At 55.3% G+C, this 24678-nt stretch carries 17 protein-coding genes; 13 read left to right on the forward strand and 4 right to left on the reverse strand.

What is annotated here, in order from left to right:
• The first annotated feature begins 76 nt into the window (after positions 1-76).
• Positions 77-454, forward strand: a complete 378-nt coding sequence (gene erpA, locus BS640_RS02165) for an iron-sulfur cluster insertion protein ErpA (protein WP_017489995.1) — start codon at positions 77-79, stop codon at positions 452-454.
• Between the two features lie 62 nt (positions 455-516).
• On the opposite strand, the gene btuF is transcribed toward erpA, so the two are convergent.
• Both btuF and mtnN read right to left on the reverse strand, forming a co-directional pair.
• A complete protein-coding gene (btuF, locus tag BS640_RS02170; protein ID WP_017489996.1) occupies positions 517-1320 on the reverse strand; it encodes a vitamin B12 ABC transporter substrate-binding protein BtuF in 804 nt (267 codons plus the stop codon).
• Between the two features lie 9 nt (positions 1321-1329).
• On the reverse strand, positions 1330-2028 hold the full coding sequence (mtnN, locus tag BS640_RS02175; protein ID WP_017489997.1) for a 5'-methylthioadenosine/S-adenosylhomocysteine nucleosidase: 699 nt from the start codon (positions 2026-2028) through the stop codon (positions 1330-1332).
• 177 nt (positions 2029-2205) lie between these two features.
• Between mtnN and dgt the strand changes: the two genes are divergently transcribed.
• From dgt to gudD, 6 genes are all read left to right on the forward strand, one after another.
• Positions 2206-3723: a dGTPase gene (gene dgt / locus BS640_RS02180; RefSeq protein WP_017489998.1), complete on the forward strand. Its 1518-nt coding sequence runs from the start codon at positions 2206-2208 to the stop codon at positions 3721-3723.
• A gap of 208 nt (positions 3724-3931) precedes the next feature.
• On the forward strand, positions 3932-5392 hold the full coding sequence (gene degP / locus BS640_RS02185) for a serine endoprotease DegP (RefSeq protein WP_017489999.1): 1461 nt from the start codon (positions 3932-3934) through the stop codon (positions 5390-5392).
• A gap of 212 nt (positions 5393-5604) precedes the next feature.
• Positions 5605-6762, forward strand: coding sequence for a CdaR family transcriptional regulator (locus BS640_RS02190; protein WP_017490000.1), 1158 nt, complete (start codon positions 5605-5607; stop codon positions 6760-6762).
• Positions 6763-7224: 462 nt separating this feature from the next.
• On the forward strand, positions 7225-8574 hold the full coding sequence (locus BS640_RS02195) for an MFS transporter (protein WP_026110396.1): 1350 nt from the start codon (positions 7225-7227) through the stop codon (positions 8572-8574).
• A 52-nt stretch (positions 8575-8626) separates the two neighbouring features.
• Entirely contained in the window at positions 8627-9964 is a 1338-nt protein-coding gene (locus BS640_RS02200; protein WP_084911750.1) for an enolase C-terminal domain-like protein, read from the forward strand.
• Positions 9965-9976: 12 nt separating this feature from the next.
• Positions 9977-11305: a glucarate dehydratase gene (gene gudD, locus BS640_RS02205; protein ID WP_084911751.1), complete on the forward strand. Its 1329-nt coding sequence runs from the start codon at positions 9977-9979 to the stop codon at positions 11303-11305.
• 161 nt (positions 11306-11466) lie between these two features.
• Here gudD and garD read toward each other — a convergent pair whose 3' ends face one another.
• Positions 11467-13032 carry a galactarate dehydratase gene (gene garD / locus BS640_RS02210; RefSeq protein ID WP_017490887.1) on the reverse strand — a complete coding sequence of 522 codons (1566 nt, stop codon included), beginning with the start codon at positions 13030-13032 and terminating at the stop codon, positions 11467-11469.
• Positions 13033-13403: 371 nt separating this feature from the next.
• On the opposite strand from garD, the gene garL reads away from it, so the two are divergent.
• The 4 genes from garL (at position 13404) to BS640_RS02230 (ending at position 17755) form a co-directional block, all read left to right on the forward strand.
• Complete coding sequence (garL, locus tag BS640_RS02215; protein ID WP_017490886.1) at positions 13404-14174, forward strand: 2-dehydro-3-deoxyglucarate aldolase; 771 nt, start codon at positions 13404-13406, stop codon at positions 14172-14174.
• A gap of 15 nt (positions 14175-14189) precedes the next feature.
• A complete protein-coding gene (gene garR, locus BS640_RS02220) occupies positions 14190-15074 on the forward strand; it encodes a 2-hydroxy-3-oxopropionate reductase (protein ID WP_017490885.1) in 885 nt (294 codons plus the stop codon).
• A gap of 79 nt (positions 15075-15153) precedes the next feature.
• Entirely contained in the window at positions 15154-16293 is a 1140-nt protein-coding gene (locus tag BS640_RS02225) for a glycerate kinase (protein WP_017490884.1), read from the forward strand.
• A gap of 154 nt (positions 16294-16447) precedes the next feature.
• Positions 16448-17755, forward strand: a complete 1308-nt coding sequence (locus BS640_RS02230; RefSeq protein ID WP_084911753.1) for an amino acid deaminase — start codon at positions 16448-16450, stop codon at positions 17753-17755.
• Between the two features lie 227 nt (positions 17756-17982).
• Here the strand turns inward: BS640_RS02230 and barA are convergent, their stop codons facing one another.
• Positions 17983-20748, reverse strand: coding sequence for a two-component sensor histidine kinase BarA (gene barA, locus BS640_RS02235; protein ID WP_026110393.1), 2766 nt, complete (start codon positions 20746-20748; stop codon positions 17983-17985).
• A 118-nt stretch (positions 20749-20866) separates the two neighbouring features.
• Between barA and rlmD the strand changes: the two genes are divergently transcribed.
• The gene (gene rlmD, locus BS640_RS02240; protein ID WP_017490881.1) at positions 20867-22252 is read left to right on the forward strand and encodes a 23S rRNA (uracil(1939)-C(5))-methyltransferase RlmD; all 1386 of its coding nucleotides are present in this window, start codon (positions 20867-20869) and stop codon (positions 22250-22252) included.
• A gap of 69 nt (positions 22253-22321) precedes the next feature.
• Positions 22322-24565: a GTP diphosphokinase gene (relA, locus tag BS640_RS02245; protein ID WP_017490880.1), complete on the forward strand. Its 2244-nt coding sequence runs from the start codon at positions 22322-22324 to the stop codon at positions 24563-24565.
• Positions 24566-24678 lie beyond the last annotated feature (113 nt).

Consider the following 24678-nt stretch of genomic DNA (forward strand, 5'->3'; position numbering starts at 1 on the left):
ATGTATAAGATAATCAGTTCATTATTCAGACAGTCAATCCGGCGGCCTGAACAGAATTCGGATTGGGAGTGAAAACATGAGTGAACCCATTTTAAGTGAGCCAACCGTAGACGAACCACCGATGGCGCTGCCGTTGCAGTTTACTGACGCTGCAGCCCGTAAGGTCAAGAATCTGGTGGCCGATGAAGAAAACCCTGAGCTGAAGCTGCGTGTATACATCACCGGCGGCGGTTGCAGCGGTTTCCAATATGGCTTCACCTTTGACGACAAAGTCAATGACGGTGATATGACCATCGAGAAATCCGGCGTTGCGCTGGTCGTTGACCCAATGAGCCTGCAATATCTGGTCGGCGGCGAAGTGGATTATACCGAAGGGCTGGAAGGTTCGCGCTTCGTGGTGACTAACCCGAACGCTAAAACCACCTGCGGTTGTGGTTCATCCTTCAGCATCTGATGCTGCTGCGGTGAGAAAGAATTGAAAAGCCCTGTGCATTTGCACGGGGCTTTTTTTATGGCTCAACGCTTGAGTGCGTCAATCTCCGAACACAGCTGCTGCGCGGCAAGCAGGATGCGGGGACCCGCGCGGTTGAACCAGTCGGCGTTAACCGCGAGAAGCGGCACCTGCAGCTGACCTTGCCAAAAATGATTGATTTCGGCCTGCTGCTGCGCGGTACCGGGGAAAATTATCGCCTTTGGCGCGCGACTCAGTACCTGCTCGCGGCTGACCTGCGGCCAGGGCGCGGGGCTATCGGCAAAGATATTTTCTGCGCCGCACAGGCTGACAATCTGACTCTGTAGGGTATGACCTGAACTGGTAAAAAGTGGCTGAGTAGAGAACTGGATAAACACCGGCACAGCAGCGTGCTCAGGATGTTGCGCCTTCAATTGCTGTAGCCGTTGCCGCATCTGACGGGCCGCTGCATGGCCGTTTTCAGGCTCGCGGCTATAGTCTGCAAGCTTGTCCAGCGCGTCGGCGACTTGCTCCACGCTTTGCGGATCCAGATAGACGACTTTGACGCCCAGCGAAGCCAGTTGATCCAGCGGCCGCTGCGGATTCCCGCCTCGCCACGCCAGCACCAGATCGGGTTTTAGCCTTAGAATGCGTTCGACGTTAATCCCTTGCCAGTTGGCAACTTGCTCTATCTTCTGTGCTGCAGGGGGGAAATCGGAATAGGCGCTGACGCCCACCAGCTTATCGCCGAGTCCGGCGGCATAGGCCAGCTCGGTCAAGTTGGGCGCGAGGCTGACCACGCGCTCGGCAACCTGCGCCGTCGCCGCCAACGGCAGCCACAGCGCGATAAGCAGGAGAAGCCTAAGCACGAGGCTGGATTACTCCGCAGCCAGCGCTTTCAGCATGGCGTCAACCATCAGGGTTGACTGCTCGGCGGCGACCACCAGGAACTCTTCAAAGCTCAGGTGTGATTCGCTGTCGGCGACGTCGGAGATGGCGCGCACGACTACGAACGGTGTACCGAACAGGTGGCACACGTGGCCTACGGCAGCGGCTTCCATTTCTACGGCTGCCACGTTTGGGAAGGTATTGCGAATGCGCGCCAGCGGTTCTGCGCCGTTGATGAAGGCATCGCCACTGCAAACCAGCCCGCGCACAGCGTTCAGTTTCAGACCGGTGAGGCATTCTTCGGCCAGTTTGATCAGTTTGGCATCAGCCACAAAAGACGGAGGGCAACCTGCCATCTGGCCCGGCTCGTAACCAAAAGCGGTGACGTCGGCGTCGTGATAGCGAACCTCTTCGGAAACCACAATGTCGCCCACTTTCAGCGTCTTGGCGAGGCCACCGGCGGAACCCGTATTGATGACCACGTCGGGCTTGCAGTGTTCCAGCAGCAGGGTGGTCCCCATAGCTGCCGAGACCTTGCCAATGCCAGATTTCAGCAGCGCCACGTCTACGCCGTTCAGCTGTCCGGTATAGATTTCGCAGCCAGCACGTTGCAGGGTTTGACGGTTTTCGATTTTGTCGCGCAGAAGGGTAACTTCTTGTTCCATTGCGCCAATGATGCCTACTTTCATAGTGAATACTCGCAGATGATAAAAATTTCCCCATCATCATTCAGATGCAGGGCATGTTGGACACGGCCTCGATGAATGCGGCATAGTCTATCATGGCTAAAGGCAAGAAATAATGCGTTTACTGCCTGCAACAAGGCTCAGGATTAACGGAAGAAGTGACTGATAAGGTAGGAAATCATGTCTGGGATCGATTTTAAAACGAAATTCAACTTCCAACGTCCTTTTAGTCCACCGATAGAAGCCGGTGATGAATACGATGTGATCCGCCAGTTTGAAAGCGATCGCGGACGGATCATCAACTCCGCCGCCATTCGGCGTCTGCAGCAGAAGACTCAGGTTTTCCCGCTCGAGAAAAACGCCGCGGTGCGCAGTCGCCTGACGCACTCGATGGAGGTGCAGCAGGTGGGGCGACACATCGCCAAAGAGGTGCTGCATCGTCTGCGTAAAGCGGGGCGTATCGAGAGCCTTGGCCTTACGGAGTCCACCGATCCCTTTGAAAGCGTGGTCGAAATGGCCTGTCTGATGCACGATATCGGCAATCCGCCGTTCGGTCATTTTGGCGAATCCGCTATCAATAACTGGTTCGCGAAACGCATGGATACCGCCAGCATCGAGAGCGGGGGGGCGGCGTTCGAAAGCTGCCGCCCCGGTTTTCTGTGCCTCGATGGGCAAGACGCCGAGCTGGACACCTTGCGTAAAAAGGTGCGCGTCGATCTCTGCCATTTTGACGGCAACGCGCAGGCTATCCGCCTGGTGTTTGCGCTGCTAAAACTCAATCTTACCTACAGCCAGAGCGCCTGCATCCTCAAGTACACCCGGCCCGCCTATTGGTCGGGTAAACCTCTCGACGAATTCAGCTACCTGATGAAGAAACCTGGATTCTATCTTTCCGAAGAGCCGTTCATTCGCCGTCTGCGCGATGAGCTGGATCTCGGTGAATTTCATCGTTACCCACTGACCTACATCATGGAAGCGGCCGACGATATTTCCTACTGTATCGCTGACCTTGAGGACGCCGTCGAGAAGGATATCTTCACCGTCGAGCAGCTTTATCAGCACCTTAAGCGCGAGTGGAAAGACCAACAGCCGGGCGATCTGTTCGAAAGCGTGGTCGATACCGCCTATCAGAAAATGGATCGCGCCAAAACGTTCCGCAATCCGGTGGATTACTTCTTTATGGAGCTGCGGGTGCAGACGGTGAAGCAGTTGGTCCCGCATGCTGCGAAGCGATTTATAAGTAATTTATCGTCAATATATTCAGGAACCTTCAATCAGGCTTTACTTGAAGATGACAGCCAGTCTAACCGGCTGCTGGAAATATATAAAAGCGTGGCGCGTAAGCATGTTTTCAACCACTATGAAGTGGAGGAACTTGAGTTGCAGGGTTATCGAGTCATTAGCGGGCTATTGGATATTTACAGTCCGCTGCTGGATATGCCGTTGGCCGAGTTTACCCAACTGGTGGAAGAGGACACGCATCGCGACTATCTTATTGAAACTAGGCTGTTTCATAAGCTTTCTTCCAAGCATCGTCTGGCCTACAGCGAAGCCATCGCGAAATTAGCCGACGCCTCCGAGGCGCAGCGACAGGTGAGCGAATATTATTTCCGCGCGCGAATGATCCAAGATTATATCAGCGGCATGACGGACCTCTACGCCTACGATGAATATCGCCGACTGATGGCAGCCGAATAATTCGCGGGGATATTAGCCGATTTAAGTGAAATTATTTCGAGCAATCCCTTGGTTAAAAAGTAGGCTTTTGTAAATATCGACAATATTTTTTTACTATTGTCAGATCGACGAAGATGAACTTCGGGTTATTAATAAAATCTCAGTAACGACTACCTGGCAAAGTGGCAAAGACTTGTCGCCACCATATAAATTAAAGAGATTTCTTCTGATGAAAAAAACTACTCTATTCTTGAGCGCTCTGGCGTTAAGTGTTGGTATGGCTGTAGCGCCTGTTTCATCGGCATTGGCTGCAGAGACGGCTTCTTCCAGCACCACTCAGGTTCCTAGCCTGGCACCGATGTTGGAAAAAGTGATGCCTTCGGTTGTCAGCATCAACATCGACGGTAGTGCACCGGTAAAAACTCCTCGCATGGGACAACAGTTTCAGCAGTTCTTTGGTGAGAATTCACCGCTTTGCCAGGATGGTTCACCCTTCCAGGGTTCACCTGTCTGCCAGCAGGGCGGTGCAGGTGGCGATGACGGCAGCGACGACGGCCAGCAGCAAGCCCCTGAAAAACAGGCCTTCCAGGCGCTGGGTTCTGGCGTAATCATTGACGCGGCTAAAGGCTATGTGGTGACCAATAACCACGTAGTGGATAACGCCAACAAAATCACCGTTGTGCTTAACGATGGCCGTCGCTACAACGCGAAGGTGATCGGTAAGGATCCGCAGTCTGACATCGCGGTTATCCAGCTGATCGACGCTAAAAATCTGACGGCGATTAAATTTGCCGACTCCGAGCAGCTGCGCGTGGGTGACTACACCGTAGCCATCGGTAACCCTTACGGTCTGGGCGAAACCGCGACCTCGGGGATTGTTTCCGCGCTGGGCCGCAGTGGCCTGAACATCGAGAACTACGAGAACTTCATTCAGACTGACGCCGCAATTAACCGCGGTAACTCCGGTGGCGCGCTGGTGAACCTGAACGGTGAACTGATCGGGATGAACACCGCTATTCTGGCACCGGACGGTGGCAACATCGGTATCGGTTTTGCTATTCCAAGCAACATGGTGCAAAACCTGGCGAAACAGATGATTCAGTACGGTCAGGTTAAACGCGCCGAGCTGGGCATCATGGGTACCGAGCTGAACCCTGAACTGGCGAAAGCCATGAAAGTTGACGCCGATCGCGGGGCCTTTATCAGTCAGGTTCTGCCGAAGTCTGCTGCCGAGAAAGCCGGCATCAAGGCGGGCGACGTGATTGTCAGCATGAACGGCAAGCCTATTAGAAGCTTTGCTTCGTTCCGTGCTGATGTCGGCACCATGGCGGTTGGGAGCAAAATTACCATCGGCCTGCTGCGCGACGGCAAACCGCTTAACGTTGACGTCACTCTGCAACAGAGCTCTCAGCCTGCACAGGTTGCTTCAGCCACGGTTTACACCGGTATTGAAGGTGCTGAACTGAGCAACAGCGACGTTAACGGCCAGAAAGGCGTTAAAGTGGATAACGTGAAACCGGGTTCCACCGCGGCACGTGTCGGATTGAAAAAAGGCGATATTATCCACGGCGTTAACCAGCAACAGGTCAATAATCTGGGCGATTTGCGCAAAATTCTGGACAGTAAACCGGGTGTACTGGCGCTGGATATTCAGCGCGGCGACAGCCAGATTTATCTGCTGGCACAATAAGCGTTGGCGCATCGCGCGCCAGCTTGACCTCGCGTCGACAGTGAAGAAAAAGCAGGCAGACTTCGGTCTGCCTTTTCTTTATCCCCGCAAACTGTGATGTCACTCCCAACTCTGAACGGATCCCCGGCGCTTTGTGCGTTTGCACAATGTATGACGCCGCTCGACTGCGTATTCTGATTAAAATAATTAAAACGAACAGGAGCAGCAGGAAGATGGCGGCCTATCACTTTGATTCCAAGCTGGCGCAGCAGATAGTCGCCCGCACGATGCAGATTATCGACAGCAACGTCAACGTTATGGACGCCAGAGGGAAAATCATCGGCAGCGGCGACGAGCAGCGTCTGGGGGAATTGCATGAGGGGGCGCTGCTGTGCATTTCACAGGAACGTGTGGTGGATATTGATGAAGGTGTCGCCCGGCATCTGCACGGCGTCAGACCGGGGATCAATCTGCCAATGCGCATCGACGGGCAGATAGTGGGCGTCATCGGGCTGACAGGCAACCCTACGCAGCTGAGGCAGTACGGCGAACTGGTGTGTATGACCGCCGAGATGATGCTGGAGCAGGCGCGCTTGCTGCACATGTTGGCGCAAGACAGCCGACTGCGTGAGGAGCTGGTGCTCAACCTCATTCGCATGGATGAGCTCTCTCCGGCGCTGATGGAGTGGGCGCAACGGCTGGGGATTGATATTCACAAGCCGCGCGTGGTGGCGGTCGTTGAGGTCGACAGCGGCCAGCTCGGCGTAGACAGCGCGATGGCCGAACTTCAGCAGCTCCAGCAGCTGTTAACCACGCCCGAACGCGACAACCTGATTGCCATCGTCTCGCTGACAGAAATGGTGGTACTCAAGCCTGCTCTTAACAGCTATGACCGATGGGACCCCGAGTCGCATCGCCAGCGGGTGGAGCATTTGATGTCGCGAATGACCGAGAACGGTCGGCTGCGGATCCGAATCTCACTGGGCAACTTTTTCACCGGACCGGGCAGCATCGCGCGCTCTTATCGCACCGCGAAAACCACCATGGCCGTCGGCAAGCAGCGTATGCCCGATAAGCGCAGCTACTTCTATCAGGATCTCATTCTTCCGGTTCTGCTCGACAGTCTGCGCGGCGGCTGGCAGGCCGATGAGCTGGTACGTCCGTTGGCGCGCCTGAAAGCGACCGATACCAACGGACTGCTTCGCCGTACCCTGGCGGCGTGGTTCACCCACAACGTGCAGCCTACGGCCACCTCGAAGGCGTTATACATTCACCGTAACACCCTGGAGTATCGGCTTAATCGCATCTCGGAACTGACGGGGCTGGATCTGGGCAACTTCGACGATCGTCTTCTGCTGTATGTCGCCCTGCAACTCGACGAAGAGCACTGATCGAAAACTCATAAACAGCGTCTCATCAACAAGGTATTTATTATAAGGATCCTCGCAGCGACGAGGAGTATTAATAAATAATGGCAGTCTGAGCCTTGGCTGCGGGAATTTAATAATGTGATATTAATCACAATTGAATTTCTTCGCCGTTTAGCCTTATTTTCCTATAACCCACCGACTTTTCGACCCACTATTTTTTCGTGACATAACTCGCAGCCGATTGTGCAGTTGCAGCAATTTAATTCACCTGACCGCTTTAAGCTTGGCGATTTGCCTAGTGAGGCGCGTAAACCTTGCCCCTATACTGATTATCTCAGTCATTGTTCGATAATGAACTTTCTAATAAGAATGACGTTTTCATTAATTACATGACGCCTTGTTCAGTATGAGTTTTATTCTGACACCCTGCATTTTTTCTTCATCAGAATAAGCTTTGCATCCTCCCTCTCTTTGGAGAACACCATGGTGACTTTCAGCTCGGCGGAGAGTATGACCAAAAACAGAACTAACGCTCGCTACTGGATAGTGGTGATGTTGTTTATTGTGACATCATTCAATTATGGCGATCGAGCAACGCTTTCTATTGCCGGTTCGGCGATGGCGAAAGATATTGGGCTCGATTCGGTAGGAATGGGTTATATCTTTTCTGCATTTTCCTGGGCCTATGTAATTGGACAGATTCCCGGCGGCTGGCTGCTGGATAAGTTTGGATCTAAAAAGGTTTATTTCTACAGCATCTTTATCTGGTCGTTATTTACCCTGTTGCAAGGGTTTGTCGATATCTTCCACGGTTTTGGCATCGTCGTCGCACTGTTTGCACTGCGTTTTCTGGTCGGTCTGGCCGAGTCTCCGTCTTTCCCGGGCAATAGCCGCATTGTTGCTGCCTGGTTCCCGGCACAGGAGCGCGGCACCGCCGTGTCTATTTTCAACTCCGCCCAATACTTCGCGACGGTTATTTTCGCCCCGATCATGGGGTGGCTCACCTCTGAAGTCGGCTGGTCGCACGTGTTTTTCTTCATGGGCGGCCTGGGGATCGTGCTGAGCTTTATCTGGCTGAAGGTCATTTACGATCCTAAAGATCATCCCAGGGCTAATCAGGCCGAGCTGGATTATATCGAGGCCGGTGGGGGACTGATCAATATGGATCATAAGGAAAACAAGGGCGGAAAGGTCATCGGTAAAGGCAGTAAAACCCAACAGATCAAGCAGCTGCTTTCCTCACGCATGATGATCGGCATTTACCTCGGGCAGTACTGCATTAATGCGCTGACCTACTTTTTCATTACCTGGTTTCCTATTTATCTGGTGCAGGAAAAAGGGATGTCGATCCTCAAGGCCGGGATGGTGGCCTCGATTCCGGCGATTATGGGATTCCTCGGCGGTATTCTCGGCGGCATTATTTCGGATTACCTGATGCGCCGCACCCAATCACTCACCTTTGCCCGCAAGTTCCCCATCGTGCTCGGTATGCTGCTCTCTATGTCGATGATCGTTTGCAACTATGTCTCAACAGAATGGGTGGTGGTTGCCGTCATGGCCGCGGCATTCTTCGGGAAAGGCATTGGGGCTTTGGGCTGGGCGGTGCTAGCCGATACCGCACCGAAAGAAATCAGCGGCCTCAGCGGCGGTTTATTCAACATGTGCGGCAACATCTCCGGCATCGTGACGCCGATTGCCATCGGTTACATCATCGCGGCGACCGGCTCGTTCAATGGCGCATTGGTTTATGTGGCGCTCCACGCGCTGGTGGCGGTGGTCAGCTTCCTGTTCATCGTGCAAAAAATCGAACGTATCGAACTCAAGGCTTACTGAGATTGACGGATTTCATTTTTAACGTGCCGACTTAACGCGGAAGGAAATCATGATGAGTACACAAAGTTCACCCATTATTACCGACATGCAGGTCATTCCGGTCGCCGGTCATGACAGCATGCTGTTGAATATTGGAGGTGCGCACGGTGCCTTTTTCACCCGTAATATCGTTATCCTGAAAGACAGTGCGGGCAACACCGGAGTGGGGGAAGCCCCCGGTGGCGAAGTCATTTATAACACCCTGATGGATGCGGTGGCACAGGTTAAGGGCAAGGAGCTGGCGCGCATGAACAGCCTGGTTCATGCGATCCACGTCGGCAATCAGTCCTCGGATTTTGACTCCTTCGGCAAAGGGGCCTGGACCTTTGAGCTTCGCGTGAATGCCGTGGCGGCACTCGAGGCGGCATTGCTTGATCTGATGGGCCAGTTCCTCGGCGTGCCGGTGGTTGAACTGCTCGGGCCTGGCAAACAGCGCGATGAAGTGACCGTACTGGGCTATCTGTTTTACGTCGGCGATCGCGAGAAAACCGACCTGCCTTATCAGGGCGGTGAAGGACCGAAGGACGCCTGGTATCACCTGCGTCATCAAAAGGCGATGGACAGTGCGGCGATTGTCCGTCTCGGCGAGGCGGCGCAGGCGCGCTACGGTTTCAAAGACTTCAAACTCAAGGGCGGCGTACTGCGGGGTGAACAGGAGATAGAGGCGGTTACCGAACTGCATAAACGTTTCCCGGATGCGCGGATTACCGTCGATCCGAACGGCGCCTGGCTGCTCGATGAGGCCATTAGTCTGTGTAAAAACATGCGGGGGATTCTGACTTACGCCGAGGATCCGTGCGGTGCGGAGCAAGGTTTCTCCGGGCGTGAGGTGATGGCAGAGTTTCGTCGTGCAACCGGACTGCCGGTGGCGACCAATATGATAGCCACCAACTGGCGCGAGATGCAGCACGCGGTGATGCTGCAATCCGTCGATATTCCATTAGCCGATCCCCATTTCTGGACCATGCAGGGTGCGGTTCGCGTGGCACAACTTTGCAACGACTGGGGCCTGACCTGGGGCTGCCATTCTAATAATCATTTCGATATCTCGCTGGCAATGTTCACCCACGTCGGGGCCGCTGCACCCGGTAAACCGACGGCAATCGACACCCACTGGATTTGGCAGGAAGGTAACCAGCGACTGACCAAAGAGCCGTTACAAATCGTTAACGGCAAAATCAAAGTGCCCGAAAAACCGGGACTCGGCGTCGAAATAGACATGGATAGAATCCATCAGGCCCATGATTTACATAAAAAACTGCCGAGCGGTGCACGTAACGATGCGGCCTCAATGCAGTACCTCGTTCCCGACTGGAAATTCGACCGTAAACGCCCGGCGTTTGGTCGTTAAATAGGAGCCGTTATGTCTTCACCTAAAATCGTTTCGATGCAGGTCGTACCCGTTGCCGGACACGACAGTATGTTGCTCAACCTAAGCGGCGCCCATTCGCCGTTCTTCACGCGTAATATTTTGATTCTAAAAGATAACGACGGTCACACTGGCGTTGGCGAAGTGCCCGGTGGGGAGAAGATTCGCCAGACGCTGGCGGATGCAGAACCGCTGGTGGTCGGCAAAACGCTGGGGGAATACAAGAATGTGATGAACGCGGTGCGCCGTGAGTTTGCTGACCGTGATGCTTCCGGACGTGGCCTGCAAACCTTCGACCTGCGTACTACGATTCACGTGGTGACGGCGATTGAAGCCGCGATGCTTGACCTGCTCGGCCAGCACCTTGGCGTTACCGTCGCCTCGCTGCTGGGAGACGGACAGCAGCGCGATTCCGTCGAAATACTGGGCTATCTGTTCTACGTCGGCAATCCGGATAAAACGTCGTTGCCGTATCAGCGCGAAAAAGATCAGCGCAACGACTGGTATCGTCTGCGTCACGAGGAGGCGTTAACGCCTGAAAGCGTGGTACGTCTGGCCGAGGCGGCCTATGAGCAATACGGTTTTAACGATTTCAAACTCAAGGGAGGCGTCCTTAGAGGCAGCGAAGAGGCCGAGGCGGTGACTGCGCTGGCACAGCGCTTTCCGCAGGCGCGCATTACGCTGGATCCCAACGGGGCCTGGTCTCTTGATGAGGCGATCGGCCTGGGCAAACAGCTGCGTAATGTGCTGGCTTACGCCGAGGATCCTTGTGGTGCAGAACAGGGCTTTTCGGGCCGTGAGATCATGGCCGAATTCCGTCAGGCAACCGGACTGCCTACCGCGACCAATATGATAGCCACCGACTGGCGGCAGATGGGGCATACCATTCAGCTCAAATCGGTCGATATCCCGCTGGCGGATCCTCATTTCTGGACCCTGCAGGGATCGGTTCGCGTAGCGCAGATGTGCCACGAGTGGGGGCTGACGTGGGGATCGCACTCCAATAATCACTTTGATATTTCGCTGGCGATGTTTACGCACGTGGCCGCCGCGGCACCGGGCAAAATAACCGCTATTGATACGCATTGGATCTGGCAGGAAGGCAATCAGAGCCTGACCAAAGAGCCGTTGCAGATTAAGGGCGGCAGGGTGAAAGTGCCGGAACGCGCGGGGCTGGGCGTTGAGATTGATGCCGATCGACTGATGAAGGCGCACGAGCTTTATAAAAACATGGGCTTGGGCGCGCGGGATGACGCGGTGGGCATGCAATTCTTGGTGCCAAACTGGACGTTTGATCCTAAAAAGCCCTGCCTGGTGCGTTAAGGGCGCCGCGCTAGACTCTGCGCGCGCATCCTGGAAGGTCAAGGTCTAAAGCACGCGGCTTCTGGGCGGTCTAGGCCGCCCAGTGAGCGAAGCGCATGTTTTTTAACTTGAAGCGTTTAAAGCGCTTAAAAAGATGACTCGATTTATAAAAATCGTCGTCACTACGTGACAGGCGCTGGGTTAAACACCGCGAGGGCATTATGGAGCCCCCATTGATCTGACCAGGTTTTCTTACGCCCGCTGGCGATATCCAGAATAAAGTGAAACAGCTCCCAGCCGACGTCCTCAATGGATGCATCACCGGTGGCGATAGTGCCGGCGTTGATGTCAATCAGATCAAACCAGCGGTTGGCGAGCGTGGTGCGAGTCGCCATTTTTATTACCGGCACCGCCGTCAGTCCGTAAGGCGTGCCGCGTCCGGTAGTGAAAACCTGCACGGTAATACCCGAGGCAACCTGCTGCGTTCCGCACACAAAATCACTGGCTGGGGTGGCGGCATAGATTAGCCCACGTCGGGTGGGTCGCTGTCCCGGTGATAGCACCTCGACAATAGCGCTGGTCCCCGACTTGGCAATCGAGCCGAGGGCTTTTTCGACCACGTTGGCAAGGCCCCCTTTCTTGTTGCCCGGAGACGGGTTGGCGCTGCGGTCGGTCATACCGGTAGCAAGATAATTGTCGTACCACGCCATCTCCTCAAGCAACCGTCTGCCGACCTGTTCGTCGACCACGCGCGGCGTGAGCAGGTGAATCGCATCGCGCACCTCGGTGACTTCAGAGAACATCACCGTTGCGCCACAGCGTACCAGCAGGTCTGAGGCGAAACCGACGGCAGGATTGGCGGTCACGCCCGAGAAGGCGTCGCTGCCGCCGCATTGGGTGCCCACCACTAAATCGGACGCCGGACAGCTTTCCCGCTGACGTTTGTTGAGGCGCTGTAGGTGAAAGTCGGCCACGGTAAGAATATCGTCGACCATCGACTGAAATCCCACGTGCTGTTCGTCCTGTAGGCGGACCACCTTCGCGTCATCGAGAGAAATGGCCTGCACGTCGGACGTTCCCAGCAGCAGTTTTTCCGGCTGCAGCTTCTCACAGCCCAGACCAACCACCATGACTTCGCCGCCGAAATTCGGATTCAGGGCCAAATTGTGAATAGTACGGATGGGCACCACGGCAGCGGGCGCATTGATAGCCACGCCGCAGCCGTAAAGGTGATTGAGGCCGACGACACCGTCGACGTTGGGGTATTTGGGCAGCAGACAGCGTTCGATAATCTTGACCACGTAATCCACCACGCCAGCCACACAGTGCACGCTGGTAGTGATGCCGAGCAGATTTTTAGTGCCTACGCTGCCGTCGGCGTTTCTGTAGCCTTCAAAGGTGTATCCCTCGAGCGGCGGCAGCGGTGCAGGGACTCGGGTGGCAAGCGGCAGACTCTCGAGCGTGGGGGCCTGCGGCAGCGCGACCACTGATTCGTCAATCCAGCCACCTTCGGGGATGTCGCGCAGGGCGTAGCCAATCACCTCGCCGTAGCGAACAATATCTTCGCCCTGCAGAATTTTGTTTAGCGCCACTTTGTGGCCCTGCGGAATATGTTCCACCAGCACAAGACCGGAAGCGAACGCGGTACCGGCCGGCAGGCCGTTGTCGTTAACAATGATGGCAACGTTGTCGTCCTGATGGACTTTGATATACAAGGCCTCGGTGGCCTGCTCTTTTTTACGCGACATAAACGGCTCCGGTAAGCAATGCGGCGACTATCCACCCATGACCAGAAATTATACGCAAAGCCACTGCATTGCTCATTGTGCAACTGAACAGCTTTGCGCAGCTTAAAAGCGCTTTTATCTGGCAAATGTGTGAGCGAACGTGACGTTAATCACCGTTTTTAGAGGGCGTTGCTATCCCGCTGAAAGAGTGTGATTCCTGTCCCATGCCCATGTGGTTATGCTAAAAAATTGCCGGTAACTCGCGGGGATCCTTGGGCGCTTGCACAGTGTTATTTTGGCCTGCGCTTTTTATACTGAATTAACTTTTGAATGGCTGCATCAGCGACGCAGGCCGTGTCCGCATTTGTCGACCCCCATAATTGAGGTTCCGTATGAGTAATCAAATGATTCCAAACCGTTTCCGTCAGGACCTGTTGGCGGGAAAAACCTTGATAGGTTGCTGGTCTGCCTTGTCCAATCCCATCTCGACCGAGGTGCTGGGACTGGCCGGATTCGACTGGTTGCTGCTCGACGGCGAACATGCGCCGAACGATATTTCCAGCTTCGTGGTGCAGCTCATGGCACTGAAGGACAGCCGCAGTGCGCCGGTTGTCAGGCCGCCGACCAATGAGCCGGTGATTATCAAGCGTCTGCTGGATATCGGCTTCGCCAACCTGCTTATCCCGTTCGTCGAAACCCAGGCTCAGGCCGAGCTGGCGGTGGCCTCAACGCGCTATCCACCGGCGGGGATTCGCGGCGTATCCGTCTCCCATCGCGGCAACATGTTTGGGACCGTGCCGGACTATCTGGCGCAGGCGAACGACCACATCAGCGTCATCGTGCAGATTGAGAGCCAACGGGGCGTCGACAATATAGACGCCATTACCGCCGTCGAAGGTGTTGACTGTATTTTTGTCGGCCCGAGCGACCTGGCGGCGGGGCTGGGGCATTTAGGCAATGCCGGTCATCCTGACGTGCAGTCTGCCATCAAATACATTCTTGAACGAGCCAAAGCGCACGGCAAACCCAGCGGTATTCTTGCCCCGGTTGAGGCCGATGCCCGTCGTTATATCGAGTGGGGAGCAACCTTCGTTGCCGTTGGCAGCGACTTGGGCGTTTTCCGCACTGCGACGCAGGCGCTATGCGACCGTTTCACTAAATAATTTGAGGGGAAAAGCATGAAAATCGGATTCATTGGTCTGGGGATTATGGGCAAGCCGATGAGCAAAAACCTGCTCAAGGCGGGTTATTCGGTCGTTTTCCTTGACCGGCATAAAGAGACGACCGACGAGCTGCTGGCCGCCGGTGCCGAAAAGGCGGCAACCCCGAAGGCGGTGGCCGAAAAAAGCGACATCATCATAACCATGTTGCCCAATTCTCCGCAGGTGAAAGAGGTGGTGCTGGGGGAAAACGGCATTATCGAAGGTGCGCGTGAGGGCGCTATTGTCATCGACATGAGCTCCATTGCGCCACTTGCCAGCCGGGAAATCAGTCTGGCGTTGGCTGAGAAAAAAATCCACATGCTGGACGCGCCGGTCAGCGGTGGTGAACCGAAGGCCATCGAGGGAACGCTGTCGGTCATGGTCGGCGGTGACAAGGCGGTGTTCGACACATGCTACGAGGTCATGAAATCGATGGCCGGTTCGGTGGTGCACACCGGAGAGATTGGGGCGGGTAACGTGACCAAGCTGGCGAATCAGGTCATCGTGGCACTCAACATTGCCGCCATGTCTGAGGCGTTGGTGCTAGCGACCAAAGCGGGCGTGGATCCTTCACTGGTTTATCAGGCCATCCGCGGCGGGCTCGCCGGAAGCACAGTTTTAGACGCAAAAGCGCCGATGGTTATGGACCGCAATTTCAAGCCGGGTTTTCGTATTGATTTGCATATCAAGGATCTGGCGAATGCGTTGGATACCTCTCACGAGATTGGGGCACAACTGCCGTTGACTGCATCAGTGATGGAAATCATGCAGGCGCTAAGGGCGGACGGTCAAGGACAATCTGATCACAGCGCAATAGCACGCTATTATGAAAATTTGGCGAAGGTGGAAGTCACCCGATAATCAACCAACGGGCGCGGCTCGGAATACAGCCGTGCGGATGGTTTCTGAAAAGTGGCTCGTTTCTGAAAATGGATAGCTTATGAAAATAGTAATCGCACCGGATTCATTTAAAGAAAGCTTGTCGGCACTCGACGTGGCTACAGCCATCGAAAGTGGCTTTCGTGAAATTTTCCCGCAGGCCGAATATGTCAAACTGCCGGTTGCCGACGGCGGCGAAGGCACGGTTGAGGCTATGGTTGCCGCGACCGGCGGACGGGTTATCGAGGCCAACGTAACCGGCCCGCTCGGCGAACCGCTCAAAGCCTTCTTCGGGCTTTCCGGCGATGACAAGATAGCCTTTATCGAGATGGCGGCGGCGAGCGGCCTCGAGAGTGTGCCGCAGGACAAGCGTAACCCCTTGAAAACCACCTCTTACGGCACCGGCGAGCTGATTAAAAATGCGCTCGACCACGGCGTTGAACACTGCATTATTGGCATTGGTGGCAGTGCGACCAATGACGGTGGCGCAGGCATGGTGCAGGCACTGGGGGCCAGGCTGCTGACCGCAGACGGCAAAGAGATAGGCTATGGCGGCGGTGAGCTGAAGCATCTGGCTAATATTGACATCGGCGGGCTCGATAAGCGGATTAAAAAATGCCGCTTTGAGGTGGCCTGCGACGTCACAAATCCGTTAACCGGTGACGAGGGGGCGACGGCAATTTTCGGCCCGCAGAAAGGGGCTACACCGGAGATGATCGCTCAGCTCGATGGTTATTTGAAACACTATGCCCAAATCATCAAGAAAGATTTAGGCATCGACGTCGAACATGTTCCCGGTGCCGGTGCCGCCGGGGGAATGGGGGCGGCGCTGTACGGATTCTGTCACGCTGAGCTACGTCAAGGCATTGAAATCGTGACCGAAGCACTGGGGTTGGACGCGCTGGTCAGAGACGCTACGCTGGTTATCACCGGCGAAGGGCGCATCGACAGTCAAAGCATCAACGGCAAGGTGCCAATTGGCGTCGCGCGCGTTGCCAAACGTTATAACAAGCCCGTGATCGCCATCGGCGGCAGCCTTACCCAAGATGTCGACGTGGTTTATGAACATGGGCTGGATGCGGTCTTCAGCGTGCTCTATAGCATTTGCACCCTCGAAGAGGCGCTGGACAACGCTGCCGATAACCTGCGCAAGTCCGCGCGCAATATTGCTGCCACCATTCGTCTGGCACAAAAATTTTAATTCCCTGTCCAGGCAGACATTTTTAACCCCAAACCGGTGTCTTCAAAGGGAGATATCGGTTTTTTATTGCATCCAGGCAGCGCCTGCTTAAAGCGGTTTCATCCGCAGGTTTTTTACGTTAATTTTTAGGCCTGTTATTTAACGAGAGCGCACCATGTCAGAGACTTTTTTTGCCCGCCTACCGGCTAACACACACACCAAAGGGCTGGGTCTTCTGCCCGCCGATGCCCAGATGGGCGACATCGCCAGGCAGGGCTGGAACATCCTGCAGGAGCAGGTTAGCCTGCCGGTTGCCGTGCTGTCGGAAGAAAAAATCCAGCATAATCTGGCATGGATGCAAGAGTTCATCGACCGCTATCAGGTCAAGCTGGCACCTCACGGTAAAACCACCATGAGTCCCGAGCTGTTCCAGCTGCAAACTGACGCTGGTGCATGGGGGATCACGCTGGCAACCGCGCCGCAGACCGAGGCGGCGTTTGCCCACGGCGTGCGTCGTGTGCTGATGGCAAACCAGCTGGTGGGGAAAGGCAATATGGCGATCGTCGCCGAGCTGATGCGCCGTGACGCCCATTTTGAGTTCGCCTGTATTGTCGATTCGGCGGACAACGTGGACGCCCTGGGCGAGTATTTTGCCGAAAGCGGCCAGACGCTGCGCATTCTGCTGGAATATGGCGTGGTGGGGGGCCGAACGGGTATCCGCGATCGGCAGCAGGAAGACGCGGTGCTTGAGGCCGTGGCGCGCTGGCCTCAGTCGCTTTCGCTGGTGGGGATCGAGATTTATGAAGGTGTATTAAACGAAGAAGCGCCAATCCGCGAGTTCCTGCGCCATGTGGTTTCCAGAGCCGAGGCGCTGGCCGAAACGGGATGCTTCAAAGAGCCGGACGTTATTCTTTCTGGCGCAGGATCGGCCTGGTATGACGTGGTGGCAGAAGAGTTTAGCCGTGTGAACAAGCATCTCGACAGCGCCAGACGCCATACGCTGGACGTGGTGCTGCGCCCGGGATGCTACCTGACACATGATGTCGGTGCCTATCATCGTGCCTCCGATCGCATCAAGCAGAATAACCCTGTGGCTCGCGAAATGAACTTTAGTTTGCTCCCGGCATTGCAGGTGTGGGCCTACGTGCAGTCACTGCCAGAGCCGGGCAGGGCGATTATCGGACTGGGCAAGCGCGACTCTTCGTCGGATGCCGGATTCCCGGTCGCTAGCGGCCATTATCGTCCTCAGAGCCGCATCAGTGAGGCCTATGCCGCCGTTGTACCTGCGCCAAAAGACTGGAAAATTTTCGCCATGATGGACCAGCACGCTTTTATGTCGATACCTGAAGACGCTGACATCAAGGTGGGTGACATGCTGTCGTTTGATATTTCACACCCCTGTCTGACTTTCGACAAATGGCGTCAGCTTTTGCTCATCAACGAACAGTTTGATGTGACGGGCTCTGTTTCCACCTGGTTCTAAATACACGATATCTTTCGCACGGCAGATGCGTTAGCTTCCTCCGCTCACCCCGGTCACTGACTTGTGTCAGCTCCCGGGGATTCGCCTCGTTGCTGCCTTCCTGCCGCACGAAATCTATCGCGTATTATTGCCGCGCAGATGCGTTAGCTTCCTCCGCTCACCCCGGTCACTGACTTGTGTCAGCTCCCGGGGATTCGCCTCGTTGTCGCCTTCTCGCACAGCGAAATCTATCGCGTATTATTGCCGCGCAGATGCGCTTTAGCTTCACGGGTTACGTTGTCAATTTCATCCAGCAGTTCTAACCATTCGGGTTCGAGTTCGGCGGTAGAAGCGTTTTTTCTTAGCTGTTGTTCGATGTAGAAACACAGCTGTTTTAAACGCGGCACGCCGCTGTAGCTACAGCTGCCGTGCAGCTTGTGGATCAGCGCCAGAATATCGGCATCTTTTTCGCCCTGGGTAATGGCGGTCACGCGGTTGCTGACCTGCGGCAGAAAATCGAGCAACATTTGCAGCAGGTCGTTAGCCAAGGCCTCTTTATTGGCCGACTGACGCAGCGCCAGCGGCCAATCCAGAGTCTTGAGAGACTCCACCGGCATCGGCTTGTCGAGTGGGGTAAAGCTGTGCTGCGCAATCGGTGTCTGCGAAGAGTGATGGCGCGCCAACACGACTTTCAGCATCGCTTCATCGATGGGCTTCGACAGGTAATCTTCCATTCCTGCTTTGATAAACTGCTCTCTTTCGCCACTCAGTGAGTGCGCAGTCACGGCAACAATAGGCGTTTTGCTGTGGTGCGGAAGCTGGTGAATCAATTCGCTAGTGCGGATGCCGTCGATCTTGGGCATCTGAATGTCCATCAGAATCACGTCCATGCTGACGTTCTTCGCCAGCTCAATGGCCTCTTCACCGCTGTTGCACAGCAAGGTGGTTTCGACCAGTTCCTCGAGCAGCGCCCCGATAAGCTTGAGATTGGCAGGGTTGTCGTCGACGGCCATCACCGTCATCGGCAGGCGTTGGCCGCGATGACCTGCGCCTTCGCCGTCCTGGCTGCTGTCTTCGAGCAGATACGGCATCAGTCGCACGCTCGACACCGGCTTACTCACGCAGGCATATACGCCTTTACTTTTGAGCTGTTCGGCCGAAATCTGGAACTGGCTTGGCAGTGCCAGTATCAGGCGATCGCAGTGGCTTAACAGCTGTTGCAACCGCTCTTCGTAATCTTGCAGGTGGTGGTTGAGGCGAATTGGCATGCCATAAAGAATGAAATCATAGTGCTCGTCAGGCAACAGCGCCTGACTGGTGCGGTGAATGACCTCGACCGGCGTGCTCGACAGCATCTCCTTCACTGCCTTGGCTGCTGTCGGATTCGCCTCGATGTAGGCCAGTCTTTTGCCCCTCAGGCAGCTCATCGACGGCGGCGCGTGGTGATGGCTTTCATTAAGCTCAAGCGTGATGTGGAACCAGAAGGTTGAGCCACGGTTAAACTGGCTGTAGAAGCTGATATCGCCGCCCATCTCCTTTACCAGTCGCTGGGTGATAACCAGCCCCAGTCCTGTGCCACCGTGGCGGCGGGTAATGCTGGCGTCAGCCTGTCGGAAGGCCTGGAACAGCTGCGACTGCTGTCGTTCTGAAATGCCGATGCCGGTGTCGTGAATCTGCATCTCCAATTCGACTTGCAGATTGTTTTGCGAGCGCAATTCCACATTGATATCAATGTTGCCATTTTCGGTGAATTTGATGGCATTTCCCAGCAGATTTGTGACAACCTGCTGCAGTCGCATCGGGTCACCCAGCACGTTTTCCGGCACATTATTGTGCACATTAATGGTGAGTTCCAGGCCTTTGTCGTGAGCGCTGTGCGCCAGCAGAATCACCACTTCGTCGAGCATTTCTCGCAGCGAGAACGGAATGTGTTCCAGTACCAGCTTTCCGGCCTCCAGCTTTGAGAAATCGAGTACGTCATTAATGATGGTCAAAAGGTTGTTGGCCGAACGTTCAATAGTCTGCAAATAGTCCGTCTGGGTGGGCGAAAGCTGTGTTTTTAGGGTCTGGCGGGTAAAGCCAATGACCCCGTTAAGCGGAGTGCGCAGCTCGTGCGACATATTAGCCAGAAACTCTGACTTTATTCGCGCGGCTTCCTGAGCGCGCTTCTTCGCCAGATCGAGCTCCACGTTCTGGATCTCCATCTGCTCCAGCGTTTCGCGCAGGTCTGACGTCGCCTGATCGATGTTTTGCTGCACCTCCTCATGATAGGCGGTCAGGGACATCGCCATCGAATTGATGCCATTTTTCAGCATGCTTAGCTCGCCGAGCATGTTGCCCTCAACGCGACTGTCGAGCTGGCCGCGACGAATTCGGTCGACGGTGTTGACCATATTACGGATAGGCCCGGTGACGTCACGCATTAGACGATAGGCAAACAGGGTGGCGATGCCGAGGCACAGCAGCAGGAATAGGGTTGAGACAAAGGCCTCCTGATACTGCTGAAGTCGTACCGAGCTGAGGTCAAGCTCAATGGCGATGTAACCGAGATTGCGCTCGGGGGACCCGCGAAAGTCGCCATCGGGGGCATCGGTGTGGTTCTCCGCCAGGATCGGGGTGCGCAGTATCAGGGAGTCGCCCGAGCGTTCCTGGGTAAGCTCCTGCGGCAGCGGGTCGCCGCTTGCTACCTGCAAAAGGTCGGTGTCGCGCAAGGAATTCGAGGTGGCAAACAGGGCGTTGTTGCCGTCAAACACGCTGATTGCCCGCACGATATCGGAGTGGGTGCGGTGCAGCCGGTCGATAAGTCGGGTTATGGGAGCGCGCTCGCGAAACGTCATCCCGTACTCACTGGCGACCGCCAGGGGTTCTATAATACTGGCACCCGAGTCGATGAGCTGGTTCTGCAATTCGTTGTAGCGATGCACGATAAAGAAGGTGCTGAGCAGCAAACCGATCATTAACGTCGGTGCCAGAATTAAAATCATCATCCTTGCCCGAAGGCTATATTTGGTCATGAGGTTCCGATGTGGGAGAATTGGCGGCTGACGTATACCTAAAGTAATAGAAATTGCCGTAAATCGACAACTTCAGGCACGACGGGTATCAATTTCATGAATCAGCATGCGAACAACAATGGCCCAATTCTACTCTCCGAACCGCCGCGTGACGACCCGGCAAATGATTACTGTGACCGCAACCGACCTTGACGCGTTCGGGCAAGGTGTGGCGCGTCACAAGGGTAAAACGATATTTGTCACTGGCCTGCTGCCCGGAGAACAGGCAGAAGTGACGCTGACCGAAGACAAACGCCAGTATGCCAAGGGGCGAGTAAAGCGCTTGCTGAGCACCAGCGAGGATCGCGTCGCGCCAGAATGCCCTCACTTTTCGGTCTGCGGCGGTTGCCAGCAGCAGCATGCCAGCGTCGCGCTGCAACAGCGCAGCAAGTCGGAATCTCTTCTGCGCCTGATTGCGCGCGAGACTGGCGTTAATGCCGAGCCGGCTCCGGTCATTGCCGCTGAACCTTACGGATATCGCCGTCGTGCCAAACTTGGCTTGCAGATTGCTTTAGCCAAACCGGGTGCGAAGAAAATGCCGGTAATGGGCAAGCCTCAAAAGGGTGCAGCGGTGGCCTCAGGTCCGCTAATGATGGGATTCCGGCAAGAAGGCTCCAACTCGCTGATAAACATCACGCGTTGCCCGGTGCTCCGCCCAGAACTGGAGCAACTGCTGGTTCCGTTGCACCAATGTTTAGCGGCGCTAAAGGCGGTCAGCCGCCTCGGACACGTTGAACTGGTATTGGCAGACAACGGCCCGGTCGTCGTGCTGCGTCATCTCGACCCGCTGGTTGAGAGCGACAGGGAGAACCTGTTGGCGTTTGCCGAGCGCCACGGCATCACGTTTTTCCTCGCGCCTGACAGCGAGAACATTGAAAAATTGTGTGGTGAATCGCCGTTTTATCATATTGACGGCTTAGCCTTGCAGTTTAATCCGCGAGATTTTATTCAGGTTAATGACGCAGTTAACCAAAAAATGGTCGCGCAGGCGTTATCATGGCTGGATATACAGCCAGAAGATCGCGTATTGGACCTGTTTTGCGGGATGGGCAATTTCACTTTGCCGCTGGCAAAGCGGGCAAAGCAGGTTGTCGGGGTAGAAGGTGTTGCCACGCTGGTGGCGAATGGGCAAGATAACGCTAAGCGTAATCATTTATCCCATGTCTCTTTTTACCACGAGAACCTTGAGGACGACGTGAGCCGGCAACCTTGGGCCGCGCAGGGCTTCAATAAGGTGTTATTGGACCCCGCACGCGCCGGTGCCCCCGGAGTCATGGCGCATATTATTAAACTTGCTCCGCAACGAGTGGTCTATGTTTCTTGTAATCCGACCACTCTGGCGCGTGACAGCAAAACTTTGCTGGAGGCGGGCTATCGTCTGAAAGAGGTGCGTATGCTGGACATGTTCCCGCACACCGGGCACCTCGAATCGATGGCTTTGTTTATCAACCAGTCTGGTGAATAAAAATTTATACCCCGTTGCAGGAGCAGTGGCTCGGGTGCGACGGTGATACCAGAAACGTAGGGAGAGGTTATGGTTGCGGTACGTAGTGCACATTTGAATACGGCTGGCGAATTTGCGCTTGACGAGTGGATCACGACTTTAGGCATCTCCAGCCAGGAATCATGTGAGCGTTTAGCCGAAACCTGGCGCTACTGCGAACAACAAACTCAAGGGCATCCCGACGCCTCGCTGCTGCTATGGCGCGGCCTGGAAATGGTAGAAATCCTTTCCACGCTGAGCATGGACAACGACAGTATGCGCGCGGCGCTGCTGTTCCCGCTGGTTGATGACGGCATTATTGACGAGGCGACCCTCGCCAAGGCGTTCGGTAAAGACATCACTTATCTGGTGCACGGCGTACGCGACATGGACGCTATTCGCCAGCTGAAGGCCACGCATAATGACTCGATGGCCTCGGAGCAGGTCGATAACGTCCGCCGCATGCTGCTGGCCATGGTCGAAGATTTCCGCTGCGTGGTGCTCAAGCTCGCCGAACGTATCGCTCACCTGCGTGAGGTAAAAGATGCGCCGGAAGAAGAGCGAGTGCTGGCGGCGAAAGAGTGTACCAACATCTATGCGCCGCTCGCTAACCGTCTCGGTATCGGCCAACTAAAATGGGAGCTTGAGGACTTCTGCTTCCGCTACCTGCACCCTGATGAATACAAACGTATCGCCAAACTGCTGCACGAGCGTCGTATTGACCGCGCGCAGTATATCGATGACTTTGTCAGCACTGTGCGTAACGCCATGGCGGAAGAGGGCATTAAGGTTGATGTCTACGGCCGACCAAAACACATCTACAGCATCTGGCGCAAGATGCAGAAAAAATCCCTCTCCTTCGACGAGTTGTTCGACGTACGCGCCGTGCGCGTAGTGGTTGAACGCCTTCAGGACTGCTATGCCGCACTGGGGATTGTGCACACTCATTTCCGCCATCTGCCTGACGAGTTTGACGACTACGTCGCTAATCCGAAGCCGAACGGTTATCAGTCGATCCACACGGTGGTGCTGGGCCCGCGTGGTAAAACGCTCGAAGTACAGATTCGTACCCGCCAGATGCACGAAGACGCCGAATTAGGCGTGGCCGCGCACTGGAAATACAAAGAGGGTACGGCGGTTGCAGGCGGCCGCAGCGGCGGTTACGAAGGCCGTATCGCATGGCTTCGTAAGCTTATTGCCTGGCAGGAAGAGATGGCCGACTCGGGCGAAATGCTCGACGAAGTGCGCAGCCAGGTGTTCGATGACCGAGTTTATGTGTTTACGCCGAAAGGTGACGTGGTCGACCTGCCAATGGGCTCCACGCCGCTCGATTTCGCCTACCACATTCACAGCGACGTCGGTCACCGCTGTATCGGGGCGAAAATTGGTGGCCGCATCGTGCCGTTTACCTATCAGTTGCAGATGGGCGATCAGGTCGAAGTTATCACCCAGAAGCACCCGAACCCAAGTCGTGACTGGCTGAACCCAAGTCTGGGGTATATCACCACCAGCCGTGGGCGCTCGAAGATCCAGAACTGGTTCCGTAAGCAGGACCGCGACAAGAATATTATCGCCGGCAAGCAGATTCTCGACGACGAGCTCGAGCGCATGGACATCAACCTGAAGGACGCTGAAAAGCTCCTACTGCCGCGCTATAACTTTAACTCGCTCGACGAGCTGCTGGCGGCCATCGGTAATGGCGACATTCGGCTCAACCAGATGGCGAATTATCTTCAGTCGCAGCTGAAGAAACCGAGTGCGGAAGAGCTTGATGAAGAGGCGCTGCGCCAGCTGACGCAGAAAACGACTCGTGCGCCGGTACGCAGTGGCTCGAAAGAAAACGGCCGCGTTGTGGTGGAGGGCGTGGGTAATCTGATGCACCACATCGCCCGCTGCTGCCAGCCGATTCCGGGCGACGAAATTATTGGTTTCATCACCCAGGGGCGCGGAATTTCAATTCACCGTGCGGACTGTGACCAGCTCGAAGATCTGAAGTCTCATGCACCGGAGCGTATTGTCGATGCGGTGTGGGGCGAGAGCTATTCAAGCGGATATTCCCTGGTGTTGCGTGTGGTAGCGAACGACAGGAGTGGACTACTGCGTGACATCACCACCATTCTTGCCAACGAAAAAGTTAACGTGCTGGGCGTTGCCAGCCGCAGCGATACCAAGAATCAGCTGGCAACTATCGACATGGACATCGAGATCTACAATCCGCAGGTCTTGAGCCGGGTTATCGCCAAGCTCAATCAGCTGCCGGATGTCATCGAAGCCAAGCGCCTCCATGGTTCCTAATCCCCGTCGTGCTTAACGCTGTAGCAGCGTTAGCGGTGCCTGCCCTCCTGACTCAATGACTCATGTCAGCTTGTCGGGGGGCTCGCTTGCCGCATGTTGAAGCTTCAATGACC

It is taken from the genome of Rouxiella badensis, assembly GCF_002093665.1.
Lineage (GTDB): Bacteria > Pseudomonadota > Gammaproteobacteria > Enterobacterales > Enterobacteriaceae > Rouxiella > Rouxiella badensis.